At 51.1% G+C, this 12642-nt stretch carries 13 protein-coding genes and 1 pseudogene; 4 read left to right on the top strand and 10 right to left on the bottom strand.

Going from position 1 to position 12642, the window contains the following annotated elements; all coding sequences use genetic code 11:
• The first annotated feature begins 229 nt into the window (after positions 1–229).
• Positions 230–556, top strand: a complete 327-nt coding sequence (locus ACMGGU_RS09500) for a Silver-binding protein (protein WP_229225882.1) — start codon at positions 230–232, stop codon at positions 554–556.
• 354 nt (positions 557–910) lie between these two features.
• Here the strand turns inward: ACMGGU_RS09500 and ACMGGU_RS09495 are convergent, their stop codons facing one another.
• The 8 genes from ACMGGU_RS09495 to ACMGGU_RS09460 all read right to left on the bottom strand — a co-directional run bounded on the left by ACMGGU_RS09495 (position 911) and on the right by ACMGGU_RS09460 (position 7405).
• Positions 911–1714 (bottom strand): carboxymuconolactone decarboxylase family protein, encoded by an 804-nt coding sequence (locus ACMGGU_RS09495; protein WP_420300476.1) that lies wholly within the window; start codon positions 1712–1714, stop codon positions 911–913.
• A gap of 15 nt (positions 1715–1729) precedes the next feature.
• Positions 1730–2425, bottom strand: a complete 696-nt coding sequence (locus tag ACMGGU_RS09490; protein ID WP_262780846.1) for a putative quinol monooxygenase — start codon at positions 2423–2425, stop codon at positions 1730–1732.
• Positions 2426–2484: 59 nt separating this feature from the next.
• Positions 2485–3504, bottom strand: a complete 1020-nt coding sequence (locus tag ACMGGU_RS09485; RefSeq protein ID WP_262780714.1) for an aldo/keto reductase — start codon at positions 3502–3504, stop codon at positions 2485–2487.
• Positions 3505–3506: 2 nt separating this feature from the next.
• Positions 3507–4079 carry an NAD(P)H-dependent oxidoreductase gene (locus tag ACMGGU_RS09480; protein WP_420300475.1) on the bottom strand — a complete coding sequence of 191 codons (573 nt, stop codon included), beginning with the start codon at positions 4077–4079 and terminating at the stop codon, positions 3507–3509.
• Positions 4080–4229: 150 nt separating this feature from the next.
• Positions 4230–5264 (bottom strand): amidohydrolase family protein, encoded by a 1035-nt coding sequence (locus ACMGGU_RS09475; protein ID WP_196364563.1) that lies wholly within the window; start codon positions 5262–5264, stop codon positions 4230–4232.
• A gap of 102 nt (positions 5265–5366) precedes the next feature.
• A complete protein-coding gene (locus ACMGGU_RS09470; protein WP_420300474.1) occupies positions 5367–6314 on the bottom strand; it encodes an aldo/keto reductase in 948 nt (315 codons plus the stop codon).
• A gap of 84 nt (positions 6315–6398) precedes the next feature.
• Positions 6399–7088 (bottom strand): type 1 glutamine amidotransferase domain-containing protein, encoded by a 690-nt coding sequence (locus ACMGGU_RS09465; protein ID WP_063621635.1) that lies wholly within the window; start codon positions 7086–7088, stop codon positions 6399–6401.
• Between the two features lie 11 nt (positions 7089–7099).
• Entirely contained in the window at positions 7100–7405 is a 306-nt protein-coding gene (locus ACMGGU_RS09460) for a hypothetical protein (protein ID WP_032663513.1), read from the bottom strand.
• A gap of 139 nt (positions 7406–7544) precedes the next feature.
• Between ACMGGU_RS09460 and ACMGGU_RS09455 the strand changes: the two genes are divergently transcribed.
• On the top strand, positions 7545–8444 hold the full coding sequence (locus ACMGGU_RS09455; RefSeq protein ID WP_045617329.1) for a LysR family transcriptional regulator: 900 nt from the start codon (positions 7545–7547) through the stop codon (positions 8442–8444).
• Positions 8445–8471: 27 nt separating this feature from the next.
• Here the strand turns inward: ACMGGU_RS09455 and ACMGGU_RS09450 are convergent, their stop codons facing one another.
• Entirely contained in the window at positions 8472–9380 is a 909-nt protein-coding gene (locus ACMGGU_RS09450; RefSeq protein ID WP_015705386.1) for a LysR family transcriptional regulator, read from the bottom strand.
• Between the two features lie 212 nt (positions 9381–9592).
• Here ACMGGU_RS09450 and ACMGGU_RS09445 point away from each other — a divergent pair, with 212 nt between their 5' ends.
• Positions 9593–10579 carry an aldo/keto reductase gene (locus ACMGGU_RS09445; protein WP_262805232.1) on the top strand — a complete coding sequence of 329 codons (987 nt, stop codon included), beginning with the start codon at positions 9593–9595 and terminating at the stop codon, positions 10577–10579.
• Positions 10580–10683: 104 nt separating this feature from the next.
• On the opposite strand, the pseudogene ACMGGU_RS09440 reads toward ACMGGU_RS09445, so the two are convergent.
• A pseudogene (locus tag ACMGGU_RS09440) lies at positions 10684–11720 on the bottom strand (aldo/keto reductase).
• A gap of 425 nt (positions 11721–12145) precedes the next feature.
• On the opposite strand from ACMGGU_RS09440, the gene ACMGGU_RS09435 reads away from it, so the two are divergent.
• Positions 12146–12589, top strand: coding sequence for a PACE efflux transporter (locus tag ACMGGU_RS09435; RefSeq protein WP_420300473.1), 444 nt, complete (start codon positions 12146–12148; stop codon positions 12587–12589).
• Positions 12590–12642 lie beyond the last annotated feature (53 nt).

Below are 12642 nucleotides of genomic sequence, written 5' to 3'. Positions count from 1 at the left end.
GGTAGCCACCTCGTTACAGTGTTGCAGGCGACGGGATGCTCTTCTAATTATTTGAATAATCAAAGTTTTGCCCCTCTCACTCCTTGAGTCCTGGATCAGGGTAGGGATTAAGCCCCTGGAGTGACAGAAATGTCACTCGCCAGTCATGCGATAAACAGCGGCCGGTTTTTATAATTCATTATAAAGAAGGCCACCAACTGTTGAGCACTTTAATTTCGGAGATACAACCATGAAAAAGTTCCTTTTATCTGTTATTGCCATCCTGGCGGTTTCTGCATCCAGCTGGGCTGCAGAGACAAACAACAACGAACAGGCAGCAATGTCTCATGACATGATGCAAAACAACACAGAAGCTGCACACCAGAGCATGGCTGACATGCATAAGGAGATGATCAAAAACGGTCCATGCAGTACTAACGAAACTGCGACGTCGTTTTCTGCGGTGAATGAACACGAGAAAGCGGCGATTGCACACGAGACGGCGAATAACGGCCAGTCTTCGGCTAGCCATCAGCAGCAGGCTGAACAGCATCGTCGCCAGATGACTGAGAATTAATCGGCTGCGAAGCCTCTCAGTGATTATTGACGTTACTCATACGCTCCTTAAAAAAAGGGGCGTTTGTTAGTGGGAAGGCCGGGTTATCACGTAGAGAATGGTTATTGGCATATCGTATTTAACTATTCTGGGTTTGAGGAATATACATAATTTACGACAGCACCAGAAACAGTATAACAAACTGTTTTAAATGCATATTAATCAAATGGCGATTCAAACTCACAGTTATGAACTCAGTTTTGGTTCATAACTGTGTTAAACGCTGTCCATAAATCACTCGATGTCACGCCTGTTGGTTCATGAACTGTTCGTTCTAATTTTGTGATGTGCGTCAGGTTTTAGTGTTCAGTAATATTACCTTTTACTCGATGATCGATTGTTTAGCACCTCTCCGACAACCGGAGCAGCAGTAAATGCGTTTGGCCAGCCAGCGTAGAACGCGGCCTGGGTAACGATCTCACCAGCTTCCTCAACAGAAAGTCCATTATCCATTGCTCTATTGAGGTGATAGCCAATCTGCGCGCTCTGTCCGGATGCGATTAACGCGCTGACCGTAATCATACTTCTGTCGCGGGGTTTCAGCGCGGGTCTTTGCCAGAGATCCAGGAACAGTGGATCTGTAGTGAATTTAACCAGGCCCGGAGATATTGGGCCAACATTTTTTTCCACTGTCTCTGAACGCTGCTTTTCTGCTTCCTGATTGAGAGGAAGCAGGTCCGGAGAAGCTTCAGGAAGTACATCTGCCGTGACGCCACGAGTTTCAAATACTGCTTTGGTCACGCTGACGGCTGACATGGCATTTGACCAACCTGAGTAGAACGCCAGATGGGTAATGATTTCTGACAACTCCGCTGGCGTAACGCCGTCATCAAGGGCAATGTCTATATAGTGCTTAAGGTCGCCAGGCTGGTTTCTGGCAATTAGCATGGCGACGGTCACCATACTACGATCCCTGGGCGAGAGGGCATCGCGTGTCCACAGATCTTCAGTAATGGCTTCTCGACCAAAGCGCGCAAGAGCCGGTGAGACGGAACGAATATCAGCTTCAGAAATCGCTGAAGGTTCAATTTTCATCATCGCTTTACCTTTTGTTTCCTCAGCAGTAGCAAAATCAGAAATAACAAGCGACATGGCCGCTGCTGCAATTACGCTTTTCATGTTAATCCTCACTGGTCAACGGTGCGGATCCTGTTTGATTCCGCCTTTGTTACGAAGAAATACCGGTTTTACCGGGATAGCGTCCTTACTGGTGCTCATATGCGCCGTTTGCCTGAGATAGTCACGGAAGTGTGGCGTTTGTCGGTGCAGTTGATACGCTTCCTCACTGGCGTAAATCTCATAGAAATACCAGCGGTTCGGAGTCTGTGAATCTGTAGCGGCATACATCGCTAATACGCCTTTCTCTACTTTGAGCGATTCCGCCATTTCGGGCAGGACGATGTTTTTAAACTCGGTCTGAAATTCAGGCTTTACCTCGACGATCACCAGATTATTAATGGTTCGCTCATCCGGTATGATGTGTTTGTCCCCCAGAAATTGGGGCTCCAGGGTGATTTTATTTTTCCGATCGATAATGTCAGGTGCCCGGGCAGCGAATGCCTTATATGGTTCGGCATTCAGATGTTTGCGGTAAGCACTTTCGTTTTCATAAAGTTCGACCATGAATGCCTGACGTGGATTGTCGCTGCGGTGCAGGGCGTACATCGCCAGCGTACCTGCTTCATGATCAACCGAAGCGGAAATCGTCTGTCTGGCTACGTCTGCAAAATCTTTGTCCCGATCGGGCCTGACGCCGAGCTCAAAGAGATTCATCACTCGCTTATCCGGCGCGTCCAGTTTTGTTGCAAAGACAGGGCTGCTTATGAGCATACAAATTAAAAGCATAAGGGGCTTTTTCACGATGATCCTTTTACTGAAATTACTGTTTGCTACCGCGTCCAGACCTGATTAACGTCTTTCGTTTGCGGCGTGTTTTGCGCCATGATCCCCGTCAGAACGTGCGGCTGGTAGGTTTCTTCCAGAAACCGGATTTCCTCCGGGCTCAGTTGAAGATTTACGGCGTTTACCGCGCCATCGACGTGATCTTTTTTTGTGGCCCCTACGACAGGTGACGTGACTTTTGTCAGCAGCCAGGTGAGAGATATTTCCGTCATGGACACCTGATGTCGTTCAGCAAGCTCGGCGACGCGCTCGATAATGCTCCGATCCTGTTCAGCCGTGCTGTCATATTTTCCGCGGGCATAGGCATCCTCGGAGGCTCGCCGCGTGTGGCCTTCTTTCCGGGAGAGACGACCGCTGGCCAGCGCGCTATAGGGGGTCATGGCGATATCATCTTCAGCGCACAGACCGAAGAGCTCTCGTTCATCTTCACGCATAATCAGGTTGTAGTGGCTTTGCATGGAAACAAAGCCCGTCAGCCCTTCGCGTTCGGCAAGGGCGTTCGCTTTCGCAAGCTGCCAGGCATAGCAATTGGATATACCAATAGCGCGCACTTTGCCCTCAGTAACGGCGGCATGAAGCGCTTCAAGCACCTCAATAACTGGCGTGTTGTAATCCCAGATGTGGTAAATGTAGAGGTCGATGTAGTCCATCCCCAGATTCTGCAGGCTCTGGTCGAGTGATCGGGCTATTGCCTCTTTTCCGCCGATCCCCGCGGCAATTTGCGCGGCGGTTCGTGGCAGAAACTTGGTGGCCAGCACCACGTCCTCGCGTTTTGCCATCTCCCGCAGCGCCCGGCCAACGTATCGCTCGCTGGAGCCGTTCTGATAGGCGAGGGCGGTATCGTAAAAATTGATACCCTTTTCGAGACCGTAGCGGATGATGTCCCGGCTTGCTGTTTCGTCCAGCGTCCAGCGATGCTGGCCCGTTAACGGGTCGCCAAACCCCATACATCCCATACAGATGCGGGAGACCAGTAAGTCACTTTTACCGAGCCGGGTATACTGCATCGTTATTCTCCCTCTGGATTATTCACGACGGAATTGAGCAGATCGACAAGCCTTGAAGCGTGTTCCCGGGCAAGCGTTTTTTGCTGCGCGATTTTGTCGGCATCCCGGTCGGCATAGCTGATACCGCAGGTATAAACCGGCGCCAGCAGCTCAAGATTGCACAGCCTTGCCGTGGTCTCGAATGGAATAAGATACTCTTCTATGGCATGGCCAAAGAAACCGTCAGCGGTATAGAGCACCTGCGGCGCCCCTGTAGTGAAGGAGAGGATCAGCTTTTTACCGCCCAGTTTCGCCGTTGAGCCATGCGCGAAGCCGTGGACAAAGACCTCGTCCAGCCATTGTTTCATTAACCCGGGCAGCCCATACCATGAAAAAGGAAACTGCCAGACAATCACATCGGCCCTGAGCAGGCTTTCCTGCTCCGCAGCGATATTAAATTTTCCGTCCGGATAGAGCCAGTCCAGACGACGAATTTCAGCCTCGGGAAGGGCGGTCGCCACTTCATCAAGGATCGTGGCATTGGCGACGGAATGGGTAAGCTCAGGATGGCCTGAAACAATAAGGATATTTTTCATTTCAATGAGTTAAATATATTTGATGAATGTTTAACCCAGTATAGAGTGACACCATTATTTTTTTTAGAGCAGTAAAGACTCATTCACTTTTAGACAAAAACTAATAATGGTCGACTGTTCTCATTGTACCGGTCATCACGAACCCGTGAACTACGCCGTGATGCCCAGTAAACGTTCTGCATTGCGAAATGCGATGGCCTCTTTTTCAGCCTTGTTGACGGGCAGACTGTCGATAAAGGTTTTTACACCGTCCAGGGTCTGATAGGGATAATCGACGGAGAACAGGATCCTTTCTGCCCCCATTAACGCGTAGATAAACTGGAAGTGCGGCAGCGACAGCATACCTGACGGGGTAACGTAAACGTGCTCCTGGAAGGTTCTCGTTAGCGTGCGTGACAGACCCGTTGCAGCCAGTGGAAGGCTGTCATCAAGACGCTGCAGCCAGAAGGGCAGCATCTCCCCCCAGTGGCCACTGATTACCTGCAAGTGGGGATATTTATCAAATACGCCCGATAACATCAGCCGTAACAAATGGATCCCGGCTTCGTGATGCCAGCCCCAGCCAAACATAGAGAGCCGGGCGTTGACCTCTGCGCTGAAGCCCGTGAAGTAGGCCTGTTGCACGCTGTTAAACGGTAATCCGGGATGAAGATAGAGTGGCACATTCAGTTTATTAAAGCGGGAAAGCAGGGAGTCATAGTCAGGATTATCGAGAAAGCATGAAGAGGGTCGGCCATTCAGAAGTGCCCCCTTAAACCCTAGTTCTTCAACTGCGCGGACAAGCTCTTTTTCAGCCTCTTCCGGCTGTGCCCAGGGAAGAGTGGCAAATGCCGCGAAGCGATCCGGATGATTTCTTACCGCCCCGGCAAGGCGGTCGTTTGCCGCGGTATTTAATGTTACCGCTTCATCCTTAGGTGCCAGCTGGGGGAATCCGCCCACAGAAAGGATCTGAAGGGTAATTCCAGCCTCATCCATATCCCTGAGGCGGCGGCTTCCCAAATCAGCGCCTTTCGCGTTTATCAGCGCATTCTTTTCTATCTGCGGCCGGCTTCGGTCAGGATTATGACCATCAGCGACGGTTTTCCCCCAGTCGCCAAGGAAAGGCGCCTGCTCAAGCGCAACAGGCATACACGCTCGGCCTAACTCGCTGTCGAGATAATGTTCTTCAAGGCAAATGATTTTCATATTCTCACCCTTCATACAAAGCAGTAAAAGTGATAGAGATTAGGATCGCCCGGAACTGTCCATACGTGAATGTGATTCATGACAGTCTGTTCCGGATGGACCTTACACCATCGGTTTTTCCCAGGCGCCTCGTGTATCCACTCTGGTCTCTGCGGCGAGTTGTTCCAGCATGATGATTTCCTCATCGCGTAACTGGATGTCTGAAGCGCAGGCGGCGTCCAGAACGTGATGGACTTTAGTCGCACCAACGAGGGGAAGGGTACCTTTTGCAATAGCCCATGCGATGGCTATCTGTGCAACGCTGGCATTCCTTTCGGCTCCCATTTTTTTCATGGCGGCGGTCAATCTTTCTATCTGCGGCAGTACCGCGTTATAACTTTCGGCCCGGTCACTCCCGGCAGGCATGGGATGATTTGAATCATAACGACCACTGAGCGCGCCTTGCTCCAGGACCATGTAAGCAAAGAACGTGATGATATTTTGTCGGCAATAATCAAGGATTCCGGCCTCTTCAGAAGCGCGATAGAGCAGGCTGTAGTGATTTTGTACTGCACTGAGGGAATAACCGGAAGCGTTAAGGATTTCGTTGGCGCGTCTGATTTGTGCCAGATTATGGTTGGAAACTCCTACGCGTTTTACCTTACCGCTTTGTAAAAGTGGGATTAGTCCTGGCGTCCATTTCTCAACGTCGAGGGGATTATGGATCCAGTAGATATCAATCGCGTCCACGCCCAGGCGTCCGAGGCTGGCCTCAAGCATATCGCTGACAGGCTGCGCTGACTGTTCGTTCGCAATCTGCGGCGTAAATTTGGTGGATAAAGTCATATCCTCGCGGGGGAACTGACGGACTAATGCTCCCAGCGCTGCCTCGGAACTCCCCATGCCATATACTGCTGCGGTATCCCAGAGATTGAGGCCCTTACTCATGGCCGTGGTGAACACGTCTGCCATCTGAATATCAGAAAGATGATTGCCGAAGACGGAGTCGCCACCGGCGAAACCTGTGCCCCAGGACCATGTGCCCAGCGCGACGGGAGGTAGTGTTTTCATATTCAGCTCCTGTAAAAAGGCCGGAACGTTGCTGACGGAAACCGGCCAAAGAGGGTGAGTAACGGTGAAAAAGAGATGAATGGATTAAGCTGACTGACGGAGGGCATTTAACAGCGCCACACCGACACCGTGCGCTGAAGCGGGATTCTGCCCCGTGATAAGGCGACCGTCGGTAACCACGTTTTCAGACCAGTTCGGGGCTTCATGATGAAGCGCGCCATGCTCGCGAAGTGCAGTCTCAAGCAGGAAGGGAACCACATCTGTAGTGTGAACTTCTTCCTCTTCCTTGTTGGTAAAGGCCGCCACGTTTTTGCCATTCACCAGGTATTCGCCGCTACTGAGCTTTGCGTCAACCAGTGCCGCAGGTCCGTGGCAGACGGCTGAGACAATGCCATCACTTTCATATACTTCGCGGATAATACGCTGGGCATCCTGGCTGTCGCGGAAATCCCACATGGTTCCATGGCCGCCTGCAAAGAAAACGGCGCTGTAATCGGTACCGTTTAGCTCGGATAACGCTGGTGTTGTTGCCAGGCGCTGCTGAAAATCGGTTTCGTTCCAGTACCAGGCGTTGACAGGATCACTGAGGTCAAATCCATCCACCGGCGGCTGTCCCCCGCGAATGCTGGCGATCATCGTTTTTAGTCCGGCATCTTCCAGTACTTTCAGCGGATGGGTCAGCTCGGCCAGGAAAAAACCGGTTGGTACACCGGATGCGCCTTTAATCGGATGGCTGGAAACGACACACAGCACGGGTTTATCTGCAGGTTTCATATCGGGCCTCACTATTTATTTTTGTATTCAGCGGCAAAGAGATTTTCCCAGTTAATAAAGGAGCCAAGCGGAATGCACTCAAAGCTTAATAAGCCAGCTTTTGCCAGCGGGAATTCGGCCATTACGTTCATCGCTTCATCGACAGAGTCACATTCAAGAAAAATAGCGACGCCAGGTCTGTCCTGACGGAAGTAGATGTCGCGGATGAAGCCGGATTTATACAATCCCCAGGCGTGCAGCGCTTCAGCGTTAAGGTGTGGAGCATATTTTTCCAGCGATGCTCCAGGTGCGGGGATATCCAGACATAAAATTCGCACCATAGTCTCCTGAACTCAGGTCGTTGTAGAAAGAGATAAAAGTATAAGAGGCGAATTTCATGAAGATTAGAGGAGCATTGACTTAAGCATCTTTAGACTGTACTTAATAATCAGGCGGAGATTGCTTTAGGAAAACATTATGAATAACGCCCTGTATAACCAGATACGGATCTTTCAGAGCATTGCACGTGAGGGCAATATTTCGGCAGCCGCAAGAAAACTGGAAATTACGCCTCCCTCCGTCAGCAATGCGCTTAAGCTGCTGGAAGATCATATTGGCCATCCGCTTTTTGTGCGTACGACCCGCCGTATTGAGCTGACGGAAACTGGGCAGCTGTTGCTGGAACAGACCGCTGCGGCGGTGGAGTCGCTGGAACATTCGCTTGAAAGCATTCGCGACCAGAATCAGGAGCCCTCTGGTATCGTGCGAATCACGCTCTCGCGTTTTGCCTATCTGTTAATTCTTAAGCCTGCAATGGCGAAATTCTGTCAGCAATATCCGGGTATACAGCTTGAAATTTCGGTTTACGACGGTACCGTGAATGTTATCGAAGAGCGTTTTGATCTTGGGATCCGTTTTGGCGATATCCTCGAAGGTGGGGTGGTGGCGCGGCCGTTAATGAAACCCTTTCGTGAAGGGTTATATGCATCCTCAGCTTATATCAGCGAGCATGGAATGCCCGAGGTGCCGGCTGACCTCAGTCAACACAAGCTCATTGGCTACCGTTTTATTACTAACAACCGCATCCTTCCGTTGATTCTGAACGATCGCGGAGAGCAGTTGACGGTTGAGATGCCCGGGCAGTTAATCAGCAACGATATTGACGTTATGGCAGACGGGATCCGTAACGGCCTGGGAATCGGACGTTTGTTTGAACCCATCTTGCAGTTACAGCCGGACAGGGAGCGCTTTATACCCGTGATGGAGAGCTACTGGAAAACCTACCCGCCAGTGTATCTCTATTACCCCAAAAACGCGGGTAAAACGAAAAGAGTGAAGGCCCTGATTGATTTTCTGATATCCGCTACGGGACGATAACGCCTCGTTCAGTATGGAAGCGCTATTTCACAACCCCAGCGGCCTGGCCTCCTGTATGAACTCTATCAGAAGGCGAAGCCCGGTCGGCAATTGCCGGCGGCTTGAATAATAGATATGAAAACCTTCCTCCAGCGGTGACCACTCCGTAAGCACCAGGCGGAGCCGGCCATCCTTCACATAGGGTGCAACAAGAGGCTCCGGAAAATACATCAGGCCGGCTCCGCCCAATACGGCCACAAGGCCCGTTTCAGCCTGATTGACCGTCACAGAGCCTGGCACAGTGATTTGGTACGTTTCGCCGTCTCGCTCAAGTTCCCAGCGATAAATCCGATCGTCGCCGAGACGATTGCTTATACAGCGATGGTGTAATAAATCATCAGGATGTTCAGGCGTTCCGTAGCGTTCAAGGTAGTCGGGGGATGCTGCGATAACCCAGCGAATATCGGCAGATAAACGCCGGGCAACCATGTCTTCCGGGACGGTGCCACCATAGCGGATACCGGCATCGAAGCCCGCATCAGTGACGTCAACCATACGGTTGCTGGCCACAATATCGATTTCAATATCGGGATAGCGATCCATAAACGCGGGCATAACTGGCGCAAGCAAAAGATTGGCCGCTTCAACGGCAGCATTGATGCGGATACGTCCGGTAGGGGTATTACGATACCGGTTAAGCGATTCAAGCGCGCCTTCTATCTTGTCGAAAGGCTGAAGGACAGACTGAACCAGTTCTTCACCTGCAGCCGTAGGTGTAACGCTCTTGGTCGTGCGATTAAGGAGGCGAACCCCGAGCCGGGTTTCCAGTCCCTTCAGGGCATGACTAAGCGCTGATGCACTGACACCTAATTCAATCGCCGCACGGCTGAAACTGCGATGACGTGCAATAGCCATGAAATAAATGAGATCGGCGACATCCGCTCTGCTTATTTGCATACAGAATCGTTTTCCTTGTGCGTTAAGGCCCGAATGTATTGATACGGAAATGATATACACCATAGACCGATTAGCGCTAATCCGTTGCTGAATTTATTTCACAAGTCCATCCACTCATCGCCTCTCACTGAACACGTTGTGCTTCGTTATTCTTGAAAATTATGCGCTCTGGCCGTCGGTCAGGGCGGAACATTCACCTAACGGAGCCGTGTATGAACTATACGCATCTTGGCCGCACCGGCCTGAAAGTCAGCCGCCTTTGTCTCGGAACCATGAATTTTGGTGACGTCACCGACGAGAAAACCAGCGCCCGCATTCTGGATGAAGCGTTTGAGGCGGGTATCAATTTCATTGATACAGCAGACGTGTATGGCACCGAACAATCACCCGATATCCAGCAAGGCTCGGGGCTGTCCGAAGAGATTATTGGTCGCTGGATCCAGCAGGGTGGACGCCGTGACCGTATCGTTCTGGCGACGAAAGTCTATCAGCCAATGGGACCGGGTCCGAACGATCGCCGTCTTTCTGCTTACCATATTCGCAAGGCCTGCGAGGACAGTTTGCGACGGCTTAAGACCGACCATATTGACGTCTATCAGATGCATCACATCGATCGCTATACGCCATGGGAAGAGATCTGGCAGGCCATGGAACTCCTTGTTCAGCAGGGAAAAGTGCTTTATATCGGTAGCAGCAATTTCGCGGGCTGGGACATTGCGACTGCGCAGTCAGTTGCTATGGCCCGTCATTTCCTGGGCCTTGTCGCCGAGCAAAGTCTCTACAATCTGACAGCCCGAACTATTGAGCTGGAGGTCATTCCCGCATGCCGCCATTTTGGCATGGGATTGATCCCCTGGAGCCCACTTGCCGGAGGGTTGCTTGGCGGCGCACTGAAAAAGATGGCAAGCGGGCGCCGTGCAAGGCCCGCGTTTGCCCGTCTAATTGAACAACACCGTCCTCAGCTAGAAGCCTACGAAGGATTATGTGAGGACCTCGGCGAAACCCCTTCCGATGTGGCGCTTGCGTGGCTCCTGCAGAATCCTGTCGTTACTGCTCCACTTATCGGGCCTCGTACGGTCGAACAACTCCATCAGGCGCTTCACGCAACGACAATCACGCTATCAGACGACACCATGAGCTGTCTCGACGAAATCTGGCCCGGACCCGGGGGAGAAGCGCCCCAGGCTTATGCCTGGTAATTACCGTATGTAGGGTGGTCGCGCAGACCCGTTAACCGAGAGTCAGTTTGATAAAAGTTAAACCTTTACTGGGGGACCCGGCAACGCCGGGCGAGGGTAGGGCATTAACAGTCCTGTATTGCTGAAGGCGGCGTGAGTGAAGGTGGCGTATCCGGAAGTGGGGGGATGATCCCGTCGACGGGGTGCGGCAGATAGTGTGCCTCGAGTTCCGTGATTTCTGCATCGCTAAGTGAAAAGTCCAGCGCGCTGATAGCCGTGGAAAGATGTTCTGGTTTCGTCGCGCCGATGATCGGTGCTGTGATGACCGTTTTTGATAGCAACCAGGCAATTGCAACATGGGCTCTTGGCACATCGTGCTTTTCAGCAATTCTGGCAACAACATCAACAACGGGCTTATCCAGCAGGGCTGCGTTCTCATACATTTTTAACGCAAAGGCATCGTTTTGCGTTCGTTGGGACGTGACACTCCAGTCGCGCGTGAGCCTGCCGCGTGCCATCGGACTCCAGGGGATCACACCAACGCCCTGGTCTTCACACAGGGCAGCATCTCGCGCTCTTCTTCCCGGTAAAGCAGGTTGTATTGCGGTTGCATCGTAATAAATCGGGACCAGCCGTTACGCTCTGCAGTATGCTGCATTTTTGCAAAGCGCCAGGCTTCCATAGATGATGCGCCGATGTAACGTACTTTTCCTGATTTAACGAGGTCATGCAGAGCCTCCATGGTCTCTTCAACAGGCGTGGAGTGGTCAAAGCGGTGAATTTGAAAGAGATCCACATAATCCATACCTAAGCGCATCAGGCTATCGTCAATAGACTGAAAAATGGCCTTGCGGGAAAGAAACCCGGTATTGGGTGAGTTGCGCCATGGAAAGAAGGTCTTTGTCGCCACAACGATCTCGTCGCGTCTGGCCATTTCTCTCAGCGCTTTTCCTGTGATCTCTTCAGAACTTCCGCCCGAGTAGATATTTGCGGTATCAAAAAAATTAATGCCAGCTTCAAGCGCCTGACGAATGAGCGGACGTGACGCTTTTTCATCCAGGGACCAGGGTTGAGGCAAACGTTCGGGGTCACCATAGCTCATACAACCGAGACAAAGACGGGAGACTTTCAAACCGCTACGACCCAGATTCACATACTTCATTCGGTGTTCCTTCTTTTATTACCAGCAATTCTGTATGCGACAGGTTATTGCACTGGTATGAAGGGGACCAGCATCTGCTATCGAATGGTGCTGTGAGTTTTTCTCACAAATGGTTTGTTATCGACGGTGGATTTTATCAAGAAGGGAGGACACCAATGTCCTGATTTCTGTTGCTGCATGAGAGCACTATGGAGAATAGACCTATGAAGCCAATTTAACATAATATACATTATGCGCATCAAAGTATGATTCCTCAAAATCTGGATTTATTCGGTCGTAATTGTCCTGGACCATTCAGAGCTCGTGCAGTCGCCTTTTCACGCGTTCATGCTGTCATGATACCCACACAACCCAACCTCTGCGTTTACACATGGTTGAAAGACGTTTGATATACTTCAGCCTTTGACCACTGCTGCCGTAAACTTATGGAAATTGAATTAGATAAAAGTGTCAGAGAAAGGATTTTCCACGCGGTTATTTTTGAAGTGACGGCCAACGTTATCATCGCGCTGTCGCTTGCCTGGCTGATGAACGTGTCGGTACTCCAGTCAGGCTCGCTGTCCGTGATATCCGCGCTAACCGCCACGGCCTGGAATTTTGTGTTTAACAAACTCTTTGACTCTCTTCAGAAAACATACCGATTTGAAAGAACATTTCTGGTCCGCGCGCTCCATGCGGCCTGTTTTGAAGTTGGCCTTATCATCACGTTAATTCCTGTGGCAATGGTGATGCTGAATTTAACGGTGACGGAGGCTTTTTTTGTAGAGATCGGTCTTGTACTGTTTTTCCTGCCGTACACGATGCTGTTTAACTGGCTCTACGACTACCTGCGCTGGACATTTGTTGGACGGAAACGGTCGACTCAGTAGCGAGACATCTGTCACATAGGCACGCCCTTGATCATATTCGACTCCTCTCACCT

It is taken from the genome of Enterobacter sp. BNK-8 (assembly GCF_048685095.1).
GTDB classification, from domain to species: domain Bacteria; phylum Pseudomonadota; class Gammaproteobacteria; order Enterobacterales; family Enterobacteriaceae; genus Enterobacter; species Enterobacter quasiroggenkampii.
The sequence above is the reverse complement of the archived record's forward strand: the minus strand, read 5'-3'. Positions and strand labels throughout refer to the sequence as shown.

Excerpts from the sequence above, each read along its gene's own strand:
- ACMGGU_RS09500 (WP_229225882.1), top strand. The coding sequence starts at position 230 with ATGAAAAAGTTCCTTTTATCTGTTATTGCCATCCTGGCGGTTTCTGCA.
- ACMGGU_RS09495 (WP_420300476.1), bottom strand. The coding sequence starts at position 1,714 with ATGAAAAGCGTAATTGCAGCAGCGGCCATGTCGCTTGTTATTTCTGAT.
- ACMGGU_RS09490 (WP_262780846.1), bottom strand. The coding sequence starts at position 2,425 with ATGCTCATAAGCAGCCCTGTCTTTGCAACAAAACTGGACGCGCCGGAT.
- ACMGGU_RS09485 (WP_262780714.1), bottom strand. The coding sequence starts at position 3,504 with ATGCAGTATACCCGGCTCGGTAAAAGTGACTTACTGGTCTCCCGCATC.
- ACMGGU_RS09480 (WP_420300475.1), bottom strand. The coding sequence starts at position 4,079 with ATGAAAAATATCCTTATTGTTTCAGGCCATCCTGAGCTTACCCATTCC.
- ACMGGU_RS09475 (WP_196364563.1), bottom strand. The coding sequence starts at position 5,264 with ATGAAAATCATTTGCCTTGAAGAACATTATCTCGACAGCGAGTTAGGC.
- ACMGGU_RS09470 (WP_420300474.1), bottom strand. The coding sequence starts at position 6,314 with ATGAAAACACTACCTCCCGTCGCGCTGGGCACATGGTCCTGGGGCACA.
- ACMGGU_RS09465 (WP_063621635.1), bottom strand. The coding sequence starts at position 7,088 with ATGAAACCTGCAGATAAACCCGTGCTGTGTGTCGTTTCCAGCCATCCG.
- ACMGGU_RS09455 (WP_045617329.1), top strand. The coding sequence starts at position 7,545 with ATGAATAACGCCCTGTATAACCAGATACGGATCTTTCAGAGCATTGCA.
- ACMGGU_RS09450 (WP_015705386.1), bottom strand. The coding sequence starts at position 9,380 with ATGCAAATAAGCAGAGCGGATGTCGCCGATCTCATTTATTTCATGGCT.
- ACMGGU_RS09445 (WP_262805232.1), top strand. The coding sequence starts at position 9,593 with ATGAACTATACGCATCTTGGCCGCACCGGCCTGAAAGTCAGCCGCCTT.
- ACMGGU_RS09435 (WP_420300473.1), top strand. The coding sequence starts at position 12,146 with ATGGAAATTGAATTAGATAAAAGTGTCAGAGAAAGGATTTTCCACGCG.